Origin of the sequence: Rhodovulum viride (assembly GCF_003265965.1) — a bacterium.
GTDB lineage: Bacteria > Pseudomonadota > Alphaproteobacteria > Rhodobacterales > Rhodobacteraceae > Rhodovulum > Rhodovulum kholense.
In genome coordinates, this window is the sequence record NZ_MUAV01000032.1 from 1 (window position 1) to 15,202 (window position 15,202).

The 15,202-nt window shown below is 66.9% G+C and carries 17 protein-coding genes; 14 read left to right on the top strand and 3 right to left on the bottom strand.

Annotation, left to right across the window (positions count from 1 at the left end):
* Nucleotides 1-175 precede the first annotated feature (175 nt).
* The gene (locus BYZ73_RS22865; protein WP_181498106.1) at nt 176-343 is read right to left on the bottom strand and encodes a hypothetical protein; all 168 of its coding nucleotides are present in this window, start codon (nt 341-343) and stop codon (nt 176-178) included.
* Nucleotides 344-473: 130 nt separating this feature from the next.
* On the opposite strand from BYZ73_RS22865, the gene BYZ73_RS18765 reads away from it, so the two are divergent.
* The 13 genes from BYZ73_RS18765 (at nt 474) to BYZ73_RS18825 (ending at nt 12,800) form a co-directional block, all read left to right on the top strand.
* On the top strand, nt 474-1,085 hold the full coding sequence (locus BYZ73_RS18765) for a helix-turn-helix transcriptional regulator (protein ID WP_108028819.1): 612 nt from the start codon (nt 474-476) through the stop codon (nt 1,083-1,085).
* 54 nt (nt 1,086-1,139) lie between these two features.
* Nucleotides 1,140-1,730: an acyl-homoserine-lactone synthase gene (locus tag BYZ73_RS18770; protein ID WP_075784685.1), complete on the top strand. Its 591-nt coding sequence runs from the start codon at nt 1,140-1,142 to the stop codon at nt 1,728-1,730.
* Nucleotides 1,731-1,866: 136 nt separating this feature from the next.
* Complete coding sequence (locus tag BYZ73_RS18775) at nt 1,867-3,255, top strand: trypsin-like peptidase domain-containing protein (RefSeq protein WP_112317247.1); 1,389 nt, start codon at nt 1,867-1,869, stop codon at nt 3,253-3,255.
* A 23-nt stretch (nt 3,256-3,278) separates the two neighbouring features.
* Complete coding sequence (locus BYZ73_RS18780) at nt 3,279-4,601, top strand: replication-associated recombination protein A (RefSeq protein ID WP_112317248.1); 1,323 nt, start codon at nt 3,279-3,281, stop codon at nt 4,599-4,601.
* 31 nt (nt 4,602-4,632) lie between these two features.
* On the top strand, nt 4,633-5,013 hold the full coding sequence (crcB, locus tag BYZ73_RS18785; protein ID WP_108028815.1) for a fluoride efflux transporter CrcB: 381 nt from the start codon (nt 4,633-4,635) through the stop codon (nt 5,011-5,013).
* A complete protein-coding gene (locus BYZ73_RS18790) occupies nt 5,010-6,053 on the top strand; it encodes an RluA family pseudouridine synthase (RefSeq protein ID WP_108028814.1) in 1,044 nt (347 codons plus the stop codon). Before crcB ends, BYZ73_RS18790 begins: the two co-directional genes overlap by 4 nt.
* Nucleotides 6,050-6,721: an HAD-IA family hydrolase gene (locus BYZ73_RS18795; RefSeq protein ID WP_112317249.1), complete on the top strand. Its 672-nt coding sequence runs from the start codon at nt 6,050-6,052 to the stop codon at nt 6,719-6,721. Before BYZ73_RS18790 ends, BYZ73_RS18795 begins: the two co-directional genes overlap by 4 nt.
* Complete coding sequence (locus BYZ73_RS18800) at nt 6,718-7,434, top strand: ATP12 family chaperone protein (protein WP_112317250.1); 717 nt, start codon at nt 6,718-6,720, stop codon at nt 7,432-7,434. Before BYZ73_RS18795 ends, BYZ73_RS18800 begins: the two co-directional genes overlap by 4 nt.
* Nucleotides 7,435-7,660: 226 nt before the next feature.
* Entirely contained in the window at nt 7,661-8,680 is a 1,020-nt protein-coding gene (locus BYZ73_RS18805; RefSeq protein WP_108028811.1) for an amino acid ABC transporter substrate-binding protein, read from the top strand.
* Nucleotides 8,681-8,820: 140 nt separating this feature from the next.
* Nucleotides 8,821-10,077 (top strand): amino acid ABC transporter permease, encoded by a 1,257-nt coding sequence (locus BYZ73_RS18810; protein ID WP_112317251.1) that lies wholly within the window; start codon nt 8,821-8,823, stop codon nt 10,075-10,077.
* Nucleotide 10,078: 1 nt separating this feature from the next.
* Nucleotides 10,079-11,395, top strand: a complete 1,317-nt coding sequence (locus BYZ73_RS18815) for an amino acid ABC transporter permease (protein WP_112317252.1) — start codon at nt 10,079-10,081, stop codon at nt 11,393-11,395.
* A 12-nt stretch (nt 11,396-11,407) separates the two neighbouring features.
* Nucleotides 11,408-12,187, top strand: coding sequence for an amino acid ABC transporter ATP-binding protein (locus BYZ73_RS18820; RefSeq protein ID WP_108028808.1), 780 nt, complete (start codon nt 11,408-11,410; stop codon nt 12,185-12,187).
* Between the two features lie 241 nt (nt 12,188-12,428).
* A complete protein-coding gene (locus tag BYZ73_RS18825; RefSeq protein ID WP_108028807.1) occupies nt 12,429-12,800 on the top strand; it encodes a 2Fe-2S iron-sulfur cluster-binding protein in 372 nt (123 codons plus the stop codon).
* Nucleotides 12,801-12,842: 42 nt separating this feature from the next.
* On the opposite strand, the gene BYZ73_RS18830 is transcribed toward BYZ73_RS18825, so the two are convergent.
* Both BYZ73_RS18830 and argB read right to left on the bottom strand, forming a co-directional pair.
* Nucleotides 12,843-13,349, bottom strand: coding sequence for a SixA phosphatase family protein (locus BYZ73_RS18830; protein WP_112317267.1), 507 nt, complete (start codon nt 13,347-13,349; stop codon nt 12,843-12,845).
* Between the two features lie 75 nt (nt 13,350-13,424).
* A complete protein-coding gene (gene argB / locus BYZ73_RS18835) occupies nt 13,425-14,297 on the bottom strand; it encodes an acetylglutamate kinase (protein WP_112317253.1) in 873 nt (290 codons plus the stop codon).
* Nucleotides 14,298-14,412: 115 nt separating this feature from the next.
* Here argB and BYZ73_RS18840 point away from each other — a divergent pair, with 115 nt between their 5' ends.
* Nucleotides 14,413-15,144 carry an SDR family NAD(P)-dependent oxidoreductase gene (locus BYZ73_RS18840; protein ID WP_108028805.1) on the top strand — a complete coding sequence of 244 codons (732 nt, stop codon included), beginning with the start codon at nt 14,413-14,415 and terminating at the stop codon, nt 15,142-15,144.
* Nucleotides 15,145-15,202: the final 58 nt, after the last annotated feature.

Below are 15,202 nucleotides of genomic sequence, written 5' to 3' on the forward strand. Positions count from 1 at the left end.
GGGCGGGCCGATACCGGCGCATCGGACACGAAGCACTGGTATCGGCACACCGTAAAAATGAGCGGGACGTCTTCGGGAAAGCCGGAGAGCCCCGGAAAACATGGGGCCCAGCCATTCGGCAGGGCCCCTTCGTTTTTCGTTCCCCCGGATCCACGCCCCCCCAGGCGCCATGATCTCAGGCCGCGTTGCGGCGGCCCTTGGGTTGGCCCGGGCGCTCCTGCGCCGTCAGGCCAGCGTGCTCGATGCGCGCGACAGCGGCATCGAGCAAAGATAGAAGCTGGGCATCCTCCACCTGTGCCGAGCCCGCATATTCCAGGATCTCGGTCCGAAGGGGTGTCGGCAAGCGCATGACACGATTGAACAAACCAGGATGCATTGCCCGCACTGATTGCTCCGACAGACTCAAACAAAACTACACGTAACCCACGTCAATTTACGGTTGACTGGCATCGAGGCAACTTGTCTAAAAAGCCATGTTCGAAAAGTCGGTGTTCGATCGGGAACTGCGGACCCTCGATGCGCTTGCGCCTCAGGGATACAATATCGGCTTGCACATCCGCTTTACCTCCCCGTTGCTGGCATTCCAGACGTATGCGCCAGAGTGGCTGGCGCGTTATACCGAACATGGCTACCTCCTGCGCGACCCGTCGGTCGCCTGGGGCTTTTCAACCACCGGCGCGACACGGTGGAGCAATGAAAACATGCCCGATCCCTTCGGCATCTTCCTTGATGCCGCGCGGTTCGGCCTCAAGTACGGCGTGACGATCTCCTGGGGGCCTATCACCTCCAGAACCATTGCGAGTGTGGCAAGAGCAGATCGGGAATTCGAGGATGCCGAGATCGCCGAGATCGAAGCCCTCGTGCGTCGTCTTCACGACATGACCGAGCCACCGCAAGAGCTCACCAAGGCTCAGATCGATGCGCTGAAATGCATTGCGGATGGCGATCGCCATGCAGCTGCGGCCTGCAAGCTGGGAATCTCCGAAAGTGCGCTCAAGGCCAGATTGTCCTCTGCCCGACAGAGGCTGATGGCGCGCACGACGGCCGAAGCGATTCAGCGCGCAAAAGACTACAGACTGCTTTGAACGCAGTCGCCCTCCGCACGGTTCTTACCCACCACCACCCTGCAGGAGGCACCTATGCAGACCACGACTCTTTCCTTTGAAAATCTCCACAACCATGGCGAGCTTTTCGCGAACATGCTTCGCGCGAGGCGCGATCTCTTCATCGAGCGCAACAAGTGGGACCTGCCCGAGGCCATGGGCATGGAATACGACCAGTACGACACCCCCGCCAGCCGCTGGGTCGTCGTGCATGACGATCTGGGCCAGGTTCTGGCCGGCAACCGGCTGACCCCCACCACGGCGCGCTGCGGGATCTATTCCTACATGATCCGCGATGCGCAGAAGGGGCTTCTGGACACGATCCCGTCGCATCTTCTTCATGACGAGGCTCCGGTCGGCGAAACCGTCTGGGAAAGCTCGCGCTGCTTCGTCACCCAGAAGGTGCCGCTGCATCTGCGCCGGCCGATCTACTTCAACCTGGTGCAGGAACTGGCCCGGGCCGCCCGGAGCCTTGGCGCGACCCAGTGCCTGGCGCTTCTGAACGCCAACTGGCCGCTCTGGAACAAGCGGGTCGGGATCGACATGACCGCGATGGGGCCGGTGATGGAAATCGACGGGATCAGGAACCAGGTGATCTCGATGAACTTCGCCGCCAACCTTCACTAGACCGTCCGGACCGGCGAGGGGGGCCGGGGCGCGCCTTTCAAAGGGGCGTCCCGGCCCGACCCGGTCAGGGCAGCCGTTGCACTCTGGCGCGTGCGGCCTCATATGATCGGCCATGCCGCCGCCCCGGAGCGTTTCGATGACCCGACTTGTCGCATTCCTCTGTCTTGTGCTGATCGCCGCGCCGCTATGGGCCGAGACCCGCGCCCCCGACAGCCGGGCCGAGATCCAGCTGAGCTTCGCTCCGGTGGTCCGCGAAGCCGCCCCGGCGGTGGTCAACGTCTTTACCAGCCGCACGGTCGCCGACGCGCCGACACCCTTTGCCGCCGATCCCTTCTTTTCCGATCTCTTCCGCAATTTCGGCCGGGCCCAGCCCCGGGTCGAGAACGCGCTGGGGTCGGGGGTGATCGTGTCGCCGGACGGGATGGTCGTCTCGAACTACCATGTCGTCGGCCGCGCCGATCAGATCCGGGTCGTTCTGGCCGACCGCCGCGAATTCGACGCCCAGGTGCTGCTGGCCGACGAAGAGGCCGATCTGGCCGTCCTGCAACTGACCGGCGCGCGCGACCTGCCCTCGCTGCCGTTGCGCGATTCCGACGAAATCGAGGTCGGCGATCTGGTTCTGGCCATCGGCAACCCCTTCGGGATCGGTCAGACCGTCAGTTCGGGCATCGTCTCGGGGCTCGCCCGCTCGGGGCTCTCGATCGGCGGCGGGCGCGGCTATTTCATCCAGACAGACGCGGCGATCAACCCGGGCAATTCCGGCGGCGCGCTCGTCGACATGGCCGGGCGGCTCGTCGGCATCAATACCGCGATCCTGTCGCGTTCGGGCGGGTCGAACGGCATCGGCTTCGCGATTCCCGCCAATCTGGTCTCGCGCTTCATCGAACAGGCCCAGACCGGCGCGCGGCGGTTCCAGCGCCCCTGGGCGGGGCTTGCGGGCCAGCCGGTCGATGCGGGCCTGGCCGAGGCGCTGGGGATGGACACGCCGCGTGGCGTGGTCCTGAACGAGCTGCATCCCGAAAGCCCGTTCCGCGCCGCGGGGCTTGGGGTCGGCGATGTGGTGCTGGCGCTCGGCGGCGATCCGGTCAACACCCCGCAAGAGATGCTGTTCCGTCTCTCGGCCGAGGGCGTGGGGCGCCAGATCGAGGTCAGCTATCTGCATCAGGGCGATGGGCGGCCGCGCACCGCCCGCGTCGATCTGATCGCCCCGCCCGAGACGCCGCCGCGCGACCCGCTGACGGTGCGCGGGCAAAGCGTGCTGGCGGGTCTTTCCGTGGTGAACCTCAATCCCGCCGTGTTGCAGGAAAACGGCCTGCCCTCGGGGCTTTCGGGCGTTCTGGTCACCGATCCCGGATCGGTCGGCGGCCGCGTCGGGCTGGCGCCCGGCGACATCCTGCTGCAGATCAACGACCGGCCCGTCGCCACCACCGCAGATGTGGCCCGGGCCGCGCGTGAGGGCGGGCGCAGCTGGTATGTCGAATATCTCCGGGGCGGGCGGCGCAGCGTCTTGCGCTTTCGTGTCTGACGGCTTCGGCGTAGGCTCTGCCGATGGCTGACCTTTTCGACCAGACCCCCAAGACCGCGCCGGACCGAACCGGGGCCGGGCCGCGCCCGCTGGCCGACCGGCTGCGGCCGCGGCGGCTGGCCGAGGTGATCGGCCAGGACCATGTGCTGGGCCCCGAGGCGCCGCTGGGGGTGATGCTGGCCTCGGGCACGCTGTCCTCGCTGATCTTCTGGGGGCCGCCCGGCGTCGGCAAGACCACCATCGCCCGGCTGCTGGCCGACGAGACCGATCTGGCCTTCGTGCAGATCAGCGCGATCTTCTCGGGTGTGGCCGATCTCAAGAAGGTGTTCGAGGCGGCGCGGCTGCGCCATGCCAACGGGCAGGGCACGCTTCTGTTCGTCGACGAGATCCACCGCTTCAACAAGGCGCAGCAGGACGGGTTTCTGCCGCATATGGAGGATGGGACGATCCTTCTGGTGGGGGCCACGACCGAAAACCCCAGCTTCGAGCTGAACGCGGCGCTCCTGTCCCGGGCGCAGGTGCTGGTGCTGGAACGGCTCGACCCCGCGCATCTGGAGCTGCTGGCGCAGCGCGCCGAGCACGAGCTTGGCCGCCCGCTGCCTCTGACCGGCGAGGCCCGGGACGACCTGATCGCCATGGCCGATGGCGACGGGCGCGCCCTTCTGAACCTGATCGAGCAGGTCATGGCCTGGAAGGTGGCCGGGGCGCTCGCGCCCGCCGATCTGGCGCGGCGGCTGCAGAAACGCGCCGCGCAATATGACAAAAGCGGCGACGGCCATTACAACCTGATTTCGGCGCTGCACAAGTCGGTGCGCGGTTCGGACCCCGACGCCGCGCTTTACTGGCTGACCCGGATGCTGGAGGGCGGCGAAGATCCGCGCTTTCTGGCCCGCCGCATCACCCGCATGAGCATCGAGGATATCGGCCTTGCCGATCCGCAGGCCCAGACGATCTGCCTCGATGCCTGGTCGGTCTATGAACGGCTGGGCTCGCCCGAGGGCGAACTGGCGCTGGCCCAGGCGGTGATCTATCTTGCGCTCGCGCCGAAATCGAACGCGGGCTACAGCGCCTACAAGGCGGCGCGGCAGGCGGCGCAGAAGACCGGGTCCGAGCCGCCACCCAGGCATATCCTGAACGCACCGACCCGGCTGATGAAGGACCAGGGCTATGGCGCGGGCTATCAGTACGACCACGACGCAGAGAACGGCTTTTCGGGCCAGAACTACTTTCCCGACAGCATGAAGCGGGGGGTCTACTACACGCCCGTCGAGCGCGGGTTCGAACGCGAGCTGAAACGGCGGCTGGACTATTTCTCAAAGCTGCGCGACCGGCGGCAGGACAGTTGACAAGCCCGCGCGGCGGCGCGATGGGAAGCCCATGACTGGCGCGACACTCCTGCAAGTCGCCCTCGGGGGCGCGATCGGCTCCGTGGGCCGCTATCTGTCCGGCGTGGCGATGACCTCGCTCCTGGGGCGCGGTTTTCCCTGGGGCACGATCTTCGTCAATATCCTTGGCTCGTTCCTGATGGGGGTGCTGATCGTGGTTCTGGCCAAAAAGGGCGGCGCGCCCTTCGCGCCCTTCTTTCAGATTGGGCTTCTGGGCGGGTTCACCACCTTTTCGTCCTTCTCGCTGGACGCGCTGACCCTTTACGAACGCGGCCAGGCCGAACTGGCGATGGCCTATGTGGCCGGGTCCCTGATCTTGTCGCTGGGGGCTATCGCGCTGGCCTTCTGGCTGATGCGGAGCCTTCTGGCATGAGCGGTGTGCAGACCCTGACCGTGGCCCCCGGCGATGGCGACCAGCGGCTCGACCGCTGGTTCCGGCGGCAGTTTCCTCATGTCTCGCAGGGGCGCATCGAAAAGCTCTGCCGCAAGGGCGAGATCCGGGTCGATGGCGGCCGGGTCAAGCCCGCGACCCGGCTCGAGGCGGGCCAGCAGGTGCGGGTGCCGCCGCTGCCCGACCCGGGCGAGATCGAGGCCGCGCCGAAACCCAGGGTCTCTGACGCCGATGCCGAGATGATCCGCGGCTGCGTGATCTTCCGCGACGCCCATGTCCTCGTGCTGAACAAGCCGCCGGGCCTGCCGGTGCAGGGCGGCAGCGGGCAGGCGCGCCATGTCGACGGCATGGGCGAGGCGTTGCGCTTCGGCTATGACGAGAACCCGCGCCTCGTGCACCGGCTCGACCGCGACACCTCGGGCGTGCTGATCCTCGCGCGGACCCGCGCCGTCGCCAAGGACCTGACCGCCGCCTTCCGCGCTCGCGAGACCCGCAAGATCTACTGGGCCGTGGTGGCGGGCGTGCCGCATCCCCGGATGGGCACGATCCGCTTCGGGCTGGTCAAGGCGCCGGGGCACGGCTCGGGCGGCGAGGGCGAAAAGATGCTGTGCATCCATCCCGCCAAGGTCGACCAGACCGAGGGCGCCAAGCGCGCCACGTCGGATTACGCGGTGCTGTCTGCGCTGGGCACGCGGGCCAGCTGGTGCGCGCTGGTCCCGGTCACGGGCCGCACCCACCAGCTGCGCGCCCATATGGCCGAGATCGGGCACCCCATCGTCGGCGACGGCAAATATGGCGGTTCGGGGCAGGAGAACCTGGGCGAGGGCTGGGGCGCCCAGCTGGGCGGCGAGATCAGCCGCAAGCTGCATCTGCATGCCCGCCACCTGTCGCTGACCCATCCGGTGACCGGGGCGCATCTGAAACTGACCGCGCCGCTGCCGCCGCATATGAAACGCACCTGGGACATGCTCGGCTGGTCCGAGACCGATGTGCCGATCGACCCGTTCGAGGATCTGGAATGACCGTTCGCCGTCTTGCCCTTTTCGATGTCGATGGCACCCTCGTCGACAGTCAGGCCCATATCGCCGGGGCGATGGAGGCGGCCTTTGCCGCCGAGGGCCTGCCGCTGCCGCCCCATGACGAGGTGCTTGGCGTCGTCGGCCTGTCGCTGCCGCTGGCACTGGCGGCGCTTGCACCCGATGCGCCCGCAGAGCGGCTCGACCGCATGGTCGAGGCCTACCGGCAGCAATTCTTCGCGCTCCGGGTCGGGCAGGCGGCGTCGCCGCTTTTCACCGGTGCAAGAGAAGCGCTGGCGGCGCTGGCTGGCGTCGAGGGAATGGAATTGGGCATCGCCACCGGCAAATCCCGGCGCGGGCTCGACGCGATCCTCGAGGCGCATGGGCTGGCCGGACAGTTCGCCACCCGGCAGGTGTCGGACGATCACCCCTCGAAGCCGAATCCCTCGATGGTGCTGGCGGCACTGGCCGAGACCGGGGTCGCGCCCGAGCGGGCGGTGATGATCGGCGACACCGAATTCGACATGGAAATGGGCCGCGCGGCCGGTGTTCGCACCCTGGCCGTGGCCTGGGGCTATCACCCGGCCGACCGTCTGGGCGCGGCCGATGCGGTGGTCGAGCGCTTTGCCGACCTGCCCGCGGCGGTACTGGCGCTGGTGGGAGAGATGGCATGACCGAATGGGCGCTCAAACGCTTCTGGACCGAGGCGGGCATCGGCACGGCCGAGGGCGGCTATGCGGTGCTGCTGGACGGACGCCCGGTCAAGACCCCCGCCAAGATGCCGCTGGTGGTGCCGACCCGCGCCATGGCCGAGGCCATCGCGCTTGAATGGGACGCACAGGACGCCCAGGTTGCGCCGCTGACCATGCCGGTCACCCGGGCCGCCAATGCCGCCATCGACAAGGTGCGTGTGCAGCGGGCCGAGGTGGCCGAGCTGATCGCCGCCTATGGCGAAAGCGACCTGCTGTGCCACCGCGCCGAAAGCCCGCCCGCGCTGGCCCGCCGTCAGGCCGCGGCCTGGGACCCCTTGCTGGCCTGGGCGGCCGAGGCGCTGGGCGCACCGCTGACCCCCACGGTGGGGGTGATTCCGATGCGTCAGCCCGCCGAGAGCCTGGCACGGCTCCGGGCCCGCGTCGCCGGTTTCGACCCGTTCGAACTGACCGCGCTGCACGATCTGGTCGGGCTCTCGGGGTCCCTGGTGATCGGACTGGCGGCCGCCGAGACGGTCGAGACCCCCGAACGGCTGTGGGATCTGTCGCGGATCGACGAAACCTGGCAGGAAGAGCAATGGGGCAGCGATGCCGAGGCCGCCGAGGCCGCGGCCGCCCGGCGGCGCGACTTCCTGCAGGCCCGGCGTTTTCTCGATCTGTCCCGGGCATCGCGCTGATGCCGCCGGGGTGATCCTGGCTGCCTAAATACTGTGCAAGCCACAATGGTCGCAGCCCTGCCCGCCGGGGAAAGCGCGGGGACCCCCTGTGCCCTTGACCTGATGGCGGTATTTTGCCCAAACTTGAGGCGCAGAGGGGTTGGGATCTCTCATAGCCACGCTCCTGCCCGCCGGGGGGGTGAACTATAAGCCGTCTGAACGGACGGATATTCAGGAAGAGGTAAACATGAAGAAATCCGTTATTCTTGGCGCGCTGACCGTGGCCGCCTGCGCCGCAGGGGCGGCGGGAGCGGCGACCCTCGACGATGTCAAGGCACGCGGCAAGCTGAACTGCGGCACCAACACGGGCCTTGTCGGGTTCGCCGCGCCGGATGCCAACGGCGACTGGCAGGGCTTCGACGTGGCGGTGTGCCGCGCGGTGGCCGCCGCCGTGCTGGGGGATTCCTCGGCCGTCGAATTCGTGCCCACCACGGGCAAGACCCGCTTTACCGCTCTGGCCTCCGGCGAGATCGACATGCTGGTGCGCAACACCACCTGGACCTTCTCGCGCGATGTCGACCTCAAGTTCACCTTTGTCGGCGTGAACTACTATGACGGTCAGGGCTTCATGGTACCGAAGGCGCTGGGCGTCAGCTCGGCCAAGGAACTCGACGGCGCCACTGTCTGCATCCAGACCGGTACCACGACCGAACTGAACCTCGCGGACTTCTTCCGCGTGAACAACATCACCTACGAGCCGGTCCCGATCGAGACCAACGAACAGGCGCAGCAACAATATCTGGCAGGCGCCTGCGACGTCTACACCACCGACGCCTCGGGTCTGGCCGCGACGCGCGCCACCTTCGAGGACCCGACCGCGCATGTGGTCCTGCCCGAGATCATCTCGAAAGAGCCGCTGGGCCCGCTGGTGCGCCATGGCGACGACGAATGGGCCGATATCGTCCGCTGGACGCTGAACGCGCTGATCGCCGCCGAGGAATATGGGGTGACCTCGGCCAATATCGACGAACTGGCCGCGGCGCCGACCACCAACCCGGAAATCAACCGTCTGCTTGGCACCGAGGGTGGCCTTGGCGAGATGCTGGGCCTGCCGGCCGACTGGGCGGTGAAGGCGATCAAGGCGGGCGGCAACTACGGCGAGCTGTTCGAGAAATATATCGGTCAGAACACGCCCATCGGCCTTGCCCGCGGGCTGAACGCGCAGTGGACCGATGGCGGCCTGATGTACGCGCCGCCGTTCCGGTAAGACCAGACTTCGAAGGGCGCGGCACCAGACCGCGCCCTTCGCCTATCTGGACCAAGAACAAGAAAATCCCGGAGGGACGCGGCCGCAACGGTCCGCGCATGATATTCTATTGCCGGGAGGGAGCTACAGGGAGCGCCCGCATGACCAGCTATCCGGACGTATCGCGCGAGACGTTCCGTCTGCGCATGTTGATCTTCGATACCCGCTACCGATCGCTGACCATCCAGGTGGTCGCGCTGATCGCCTTCATGCTGCTGGTGGCCTGGATCGTCAGCAACACCGTGCAGAACCTCGCCGATCTGGGCAAGCCCATCGACTTCGGCTTTCTGACGGGGGCGGCGCAATACGACATCAACCAGACCCTCATCGAGTACACCAACCGCGACAGCCATCTGAGGGCCGCCTTCGTCGGACTTCTGAACACCCTGCTGGTGGCGGCCCTCGGCTGCGCGCTGGCCACCGTCCTCGGCGTCATCATCGGCGTGCTGCGACTGTCGCGCAACTGGCTCGTGGCGCGGCTGATGACCGTCTATGTCGAATTGTTCCGAAACGTGCCGGTGCTGCTCTGGATCGTGTTCTTCATGGCGATCCTGATCGAGACCCTGCCGCCGCCGAACGCCTTCCGGGGCGAGAATGCCACCGCCTCGATGCTTCTGGGCGACAGCGTGGCGCTGACCAATCGCGGCTTCTACATCCCAGAGCCGCTGTTTTCCCGCAGCCTGGGCGATATTTCGGTCTTCGGCGCCTTCGACATCAGCCTCGACCTGATCGCGTTCCTTGCGGTCCTTGCAGCCGGGCTCTGGGCCTCGGCGCGAATCCGGGCGCGGGCCGACCGGATCCAGAACCAGACCGGCCTCCGGCCCACCACCTGGTATCTGTGCCTCGGCGTGGTCGCGGTGCCGGTGCTGATCGTGCTGGTCGCACTGGGGTTTCACCTTGGCTATCCCGAACTCAAGGGCTTCAACTTCCGCGGCGGGATCTACATGCGGAACTCGCTGATCGCGCTCTGGCTGGCGCTCAGCTTCTATACCGCGGCCTTCATCGCCGAGATCGTGCGGGGCGGCATCCTGGCCATATCGAAGGGCCAGACCGAGGCCGCGGCGGCGCTGGGCCTCCGGCCGAACCGGATCATGTCGCTGGTGATCCTGCCGCAGGCGCTTCGGGTCATCATCCCGCCGCTGATCTCGCAATACCTGAACCTGACGAAGAACTCGTCGCTGGCGATCGCGGTCGGCTACATGGACATCACCGGCACGCTCGGCGGCATCACCATGGGCCAGACCGGGCGCGAGCTGGAATGCGTGCTCTTGATGATGGCGTTCTATCTGGCGATCTCTCTGGTCATCTCGACGGCGATGAACTGGTACGATGCCCGGGTCCGTCTGGTGGAGCGGTGAGATGAGCGGAACCCATGCCCACAGCGCCGCCTTCGTCCGCGACCGCATGATACCCCAGGAACCGCCCCCCGACCGCTCGATCGGTGCGCTGGGATGGTTGCGCCAGAACCTGTTCTCGTCCTGGCTGAATGCGGCACTGACCCTGGTGTCTCTGGCCCTGATCGGGGCCCTGCTGGCGGCGGTCCTGCCTTGGATCGTGCATTCCAGCTGGACCGCCAACTCGCTTTCCGAGTGTCGCGAACAGATCAAGGCGGCCTACGGACCCGAGGAAAGCGGCGCCTGCTGGGCGGTGATACGCGAGCGCTGGTCGCAACTGATCTTCGGCTTCTACCCGTCCGAGATCTACTGGCGCCCGATCCTGGCCTTCGGGACCGCGCTGGGCGGACTGGCTCCGGTCCTGTTCCCCGGCGTTCCGCGCAGGGCGCTTTACCTGACAGCGGCTGCGCCCTTTCTGGTGCCCTGGTTGCTGTGGGGCGGCACGGTCTGGCTGCCGGTCGCGGTCGCCTTCGGTTTCGTGCTGGGCTATGCAGGCTTCCGGGTGGTTGCGCCTTGGGCGGGCGGGATTCTCGGCGCGATCGCGGCGGGGCTTGTGCCCGTGCTGTGGTGGCTGCTGCTGGCGGGGAAGGCCGCCGGTGGGCTGCAGGAGATCCTGCCGCTGGGCATCGAGCCTGTCTCGAGCCGCAATTTCGGCGGCTTCATGCTGTCGATCACCATCGGGCTGACGGCGATCACGCTATCGCTTCCAATCGGCATCCTGCTGGCCCTGGGGCGGCAGTCGCGGATGTTCATCGTCAAGGCGATCTGCGTCGGCGTTATCGAGTTCGTGCGCGGCGTGCCGTTGATCACGCTGCTCTTCGTGGCCTGGCTCTTGCTGAACTACTTCATGCCGCCGAACACCAATTTCGACATCATCCTCAGGGTCATCATCATGGTGACGCTGTTCGCCTCGGCCTATGTTGCCGAGGTGATCCGTGGCGGGCTGGCGGCGCTGCCCAGGGGGCAGTACGAGGCGGCCGATGCGCTGGGGCTCGATTACTGGAAGGCGCAGCGGCTGATCGTCATGCCGCAGGCGCTGAAGATCTCGATCCCCGGGATCGTCTCGACCTTCATCGGCGTCTTCAAGGACACGACGCTGGTGTCGATCATCGGGCTGCTCGACCCGGTCGGCTTCTCGAACTCGATCCGGGCCGACGTCAACTGGAACGGCATCGTCTGGGAGCTTTACGGCTTCATCGCGCTGATGTTCTTCGTCTTCTGTTTCTCCATGTCCCGCTACTCGATGTATCTGGAGCGCAGGCTCCGGACCGGGCACCGCTGAGGAGGTCCATCCATGTCTGACACTGCCATCGACCGGTCCAGGCTGACCGTTTCGGACGAGGTCGCGATCCAGATCCTCGGCATGAACAAGTGGTACGGGGCGTTTCACGTCCTGCGCGACATCAACCTGACCATCAACAAGGGCGAACGGATCGTCGTTTGCGGCCCCTCGGGGTCGGGCAAGTCGACCCTGATCCGCTGCATCAACCGGCTGGAGGAACACCAGTCGGGCAAGATCGTCGTCGACGGGATCGAACTGACCAACGATCTGAAACATATCGACCAGGTCCGGTCCGAGGTCGGGATGGTGTTCCAGCACTTCAATCTCTTCCCGCATCTGACGATCCTGGAAAACTGCACCCTCGCCCCGATCTGGGTCCGGAAGGTGCCGAAGAAGGAAGCGGTGGAAACCGCCATGTACTACCTCGAGAAGGTCAAGATCCCGGAACAGGCGAACAAGTATCCCGGCCAGCTGTCGGGCGGCCAGCAGCAGCGGGTGGCCATCGCGCGCTCGCTCTGCATGCGCCCGAACATCATGCTCTTCGACGAGCCGACCTCGGCGCTCGATCCCGAGATGATCAAGGAGGTGCTCGACACCATGATCCAGCTGGCCGAAGAGGGCATGACGATGATCTGCGTGACCCACGAGATGGGCTTTGCCCGGCAGGTGGCGAACCGGGTGATCTTCATGGATCAGGGCCAGATCGTCGAACAGAACGAACCCGAGGCCTTCTTCAACAACCCGCGCTCCGACCGGACCAGGCTGTTCCTCAGTCAGATCCTCGGGCACTGACCGCATTTTTTCCGCGACCTCTCCGCGACTGGCGCCCGGGCCTGCCCGGGCGCCCTTGTCGTCTTTGGCGGGGGCGATGTCGGATTTCCCCCACTTTGGCGGGGCGGGGACCGCGAAAGCCGCGCCCGGCGCTGGCATGAATGCTGCTTCCCCAAGGGTGGAGGCGCGCACACGGTTCGAACCAACCATCTGCCGTCCGGGCCTTCGGGTGCGGGCGGCCCCAGCCAAGGGATCTAGCGACATGGCGATCATCACCTTCTCCTCCCCCTTGATGCACAAGGACAAGGCCGTCTACGGCGTGGCGGGAGATACCAAGACCATCCTGGCTCTGGCCGAGGACAACCGGATTCCGATTCCCTTCGACTGCCGGGACGGAAATTGCGGCTCGTGCCTGATCGAGGTCACCTATGACAACCCCGACCAGAAGAAGGCGATCATGCTGACCGACAAGGAAAAGCAGAAGCTGAAGGATCTGGGCAAGCTCACCCAGGAGGAAATCGAGGATGCCGAAGTGCGGGACATGCCGCCGCGCTATCGCCTGGCCTGCCAGTTCATCGCCCGCGACGAGGACGTGACCGTGACCTTCAGCGGCACGCCCGGCGGCGGCGACTAAGCCTGATACCGGCTTGCGGGCGCGACCGGTCGCGCCCGCGGGTCAGGGCACAAGCTGCTTGGGGGTGATGAAGTCGATCATCCGGCCGGTGCCGAACTCGACCTCGGTCCAGTCGGCGGCGTCGAAATCGGCGACCAGCGTCGCGCAGGTGGGAAAGCTCGCGAAGGGCGGCGGATCGGGCGGGCCGTCCAGCAGCCGCAGCGCGAAATCGGCGATGCCGGGATTGTGGCCCAGCATCAGTACCGGCGAGGCCGCGCAATTGTTCAGCGCCTCCAGCATCCGTTCGGCAGGCGCGTGGTACAGCCCCGGATCGCGCCGCATCACCGTCGATTCGCCCAGCACCGGGGCCATCCGGTCCCAGGTTTCCAGCGTGCGGCGGGCGGTCGAACTGACGACCTCGGCGGGCACATGCCCGCGTTCGGCCAGCCATTGGCCGACCTTCGGCGCCGCTTCGCGGCCGCGCGGGTTGAGCGGGCGGTCGTGATCGTCCTCGCTCGGGTCGTCCCAACTCGATTTCGCGTGTCGGACGAGGATCAGGCGCAAACTCATCGGCAGGCCGCTTTGCTTGTCGCGGGTCGGGCGCATCCTGTCACAGCTCGGGTCTCCCGGCCAGCGCGTTCGGCTTCAGGGACGCGGCGCGCGGATCAGCGACCCTGCCCCGTGATCGGTGAAAAGCTCCAGCAGGCAGGCATTGGGCGCGCGCCCGTCAAGGATCACCACAGCGCGCACGCCGCCCTCGATGGCCATCAGGGCGGTTTCGGTCTTGGGGATCATCCCGCCCGCGATCACGCCCGAGGCGGTCATCTCGCGGATATGATCGGGGGTCAACTCGGTCACCACCTCGCCGGCCGCGTTCTTGACCCCGGCCACATCGGTCAGCAGCAGCAGCCGGTCGGCCTTCAGCGCGGCGGCGATGGCACCCGCCGCGGTGTCGCCGTTGATGTTGAAGGTCTCGCCCTCGTGCCCCGCGCCCAGCGGCGCCACGACCGGGATCATCCCCGCCTCGAAAAGCTGGCGCAGCACCAGCGGATTGACCTCCGACGGCGTGCCGACGAAGCCCAGGGCCGGGTCGGTCTGGTCGCAGACGATCAGCCCCGCATCCTTGCCCGACAGCCCGACCGCCTTGCCGCCCTGATCGTTGATCGCCTGCACGATCCGCTTGTTGACGCGGCCCGACAGCACCATCTCGACCACCTCGACGGTGGCGGCATCGGTCACCCGCTTGCCCTTGACGAACTCCGACACGACGCCGAGCTTGGCCAGCATCTCGTTGATCATCGGCCCGCCGCCATGCACCACCACCGGGTTGACGCCGACCTGGCGCATCAGCACCACGTCGCGGGCAAAGCTTTCCATCTCGGCGTCGTCGCCCATGGCGTGGCCGCCGAACTTGATGACGACGATGGCGCCGGTATAGCGCTGAAGATAGGGCAACGCCTCGGACAGGGTCCGGGCGGTGGCGATCCAGTCGCGATTCATGGCCGTCTGTTTTCTCATCCTGCGGGTCCGTTTGCTGAACTTCTGTTAGCGCCTGCGCAGCCGCAGGCCAAGGGCGATTGTCTTTTGGCGCGCCGGGCTTACGTTCAGCACGCCGCAGAACGGGAAGGGTGCGATGGAACAGAGGGTAATGTTGCTGACCGGGGCGAGCCGGGGCATCGGGCATGCGACGGTCAAGCGCTTCTCGGCCGAAGGCTGGCGGGTCCTGACCTGTTCGCGCCAGCCCTTCGACCCGCGCTGCCCCTGGCCAGGCGGCGCCGAGAACCATATCCAGATCGACCTCGCGGACCCCGCCATGACCAAACGCGCCATCGAGGTGGTGCGCGGCAAGCTGACCGACGGCAAGCTGCACGCGCTGGTCAACAATGCCGGGATCTCGCCCAAGACCGAAGAGGGCGGGCGGCTGAACACGCTGGACACCGACATGCGGACCTGGGGGCAGGTCTTCAACGTGAACTTCTTCGCCTCGATCGTGCTGGCGCGCGGGCTGCAGGACGAACTGGCCGCCGCCAAGGGCGCCATCGTCAACGTGACCTCGATCGCGGGCAGCCGGGTGCACCCTTTCGCGGGCGCGGCCTATGCGACATCCAAGGCGGCGCTGGCGGCGCTGACCCGCGAGATGGCCCATGATTTCGGCCCGCTCGGCGTCCGGGTGAATGCCATCGCGCCCGGAGAGGTCGAAACCTCGATCCTGTCGCCCGGCACCGAGAAGATCGTCGAGGGCCTGCCGCTGCGCCGTCTGGGCCAGCCCGAGGAGGTGGCAAGCGTCATCCATTTCCTCTGCTCGGACGAGGCCAGCTACGTGACCGGCACCGAGATCGAGGTGAACGCGGGCCAGCACGTCTAGGCTGGCCCGGGGGCGCGGTGGGCCGGGGCGCGGTGGAGGCTCAGGGGCGCGCCGCCGG

Coding starts and splice junctions, on each gene's coding strand:
- BYZ73_RS18840 (WP_108028805.1), top strand. CDS start 14,413: ATGGAACAGAGGGTAATGTTGCTGACCGGGGCGAGCCGGGGCATCGGG.
- BYZ73_RS18790 (WP_108028814.1), top strand. CDS start 5,010: ATGAGCGGTGTGCAGACCCTGACCGTGGCCCCCGGCGATGGCGACCAG.
- BYZ73_RS18830 (WP_112317267.1), bottom strand. CDS start 13,349: ATGAGTTTGCGCCTGATCCTCGTCCGACACGCGAAATCGAGTTGGGAC.
- BYZ73_RS18775 (WP_112317247.1), top strand. CDS start 1,867: ATGACCCGACTTGTCGCATTCCTCTGTCTTGTGCTGATCGCCGCGCCG.
- argB (WP_112317253.1), bottom strand. CDS start 14,297: ATGAGAAAACAGACGGCCATGAATCGCGACTGGATCGCCACCGCCCGG.
- BYZ73_RS18805 (WP_108028811.1), top strand. CDS start 7,661: ATGAAGAAATCCGTTATTCTTGGCGCGCTGACCGTGGCCGCCTGCGCC.
- BYZ73_RS18770 (WP_075784685.1), top strand. CDS start 1,140: ATGCAGACCACGACTCTTTCCTTTGAAAATCTCCACAACCATGGCGAG.
- BYZ73_RS18765 (WP_108028819.1), top strand. CDS start 474: ATGTTCGAAAAGTCGGTGTTCGATCGGGAACTGCGGACCCTCGATGCG.
- BYZ73_RS18825 (WP_108028807.1), top strand. CDS start 12,429: ATGGCGATCATCACCTTCTCCTCCCCCTTGATGCACAAGGACAAGGCC.
- BYZ73_RS18780 (WP_112317248.1), top strand. CDS start 3,279: ATGGCTGACCTTTTCGACCAGACCCCCAAGACCGCGCCGGACCGAACC.
- BYZ73_RS18795 (WP_112317249.1), top strand. CDS start 6,050: ATGACCGTTCGCCGTCTTGCCCTTTTCGATGTCGATGGCACCCTCGTC.
- BYZ73_RS18800 (WP_112317250.1), top strand. CDS start 6,718: ATGACCGAATGGGCGCTCAAACGCTTCTGGACCGAGGCGGGCATCGGC.
- BYZ73_RS18820 (WP_108028808.1), top strand. CDS start 11,408: ATGTCTGACACTGCCATCGACCGGTCCAGGCTGACCGTTTCGGACGAG.
- BYZ73_RS18815 (WP_112317252.1), top strand. CDS start 10,079: ATGAGCGGAACCCATGCCCACAGCGCCGCCTTCGTCCGCGACCGCATG.
- crcB (WP_108028815.1), top strand. CDS start 4,633: ATGACTGGCGCGACACTCCTGCAAGTCGCCCTCGGGGGCGCGATCGGC.
- BYZ73_RS18810 (WP_112317251.1), top strand. CDS start 8,821: ATGACCAGCTATCCGGACGTATCGCGCGAGACGTTCCGTCTGCGCATG.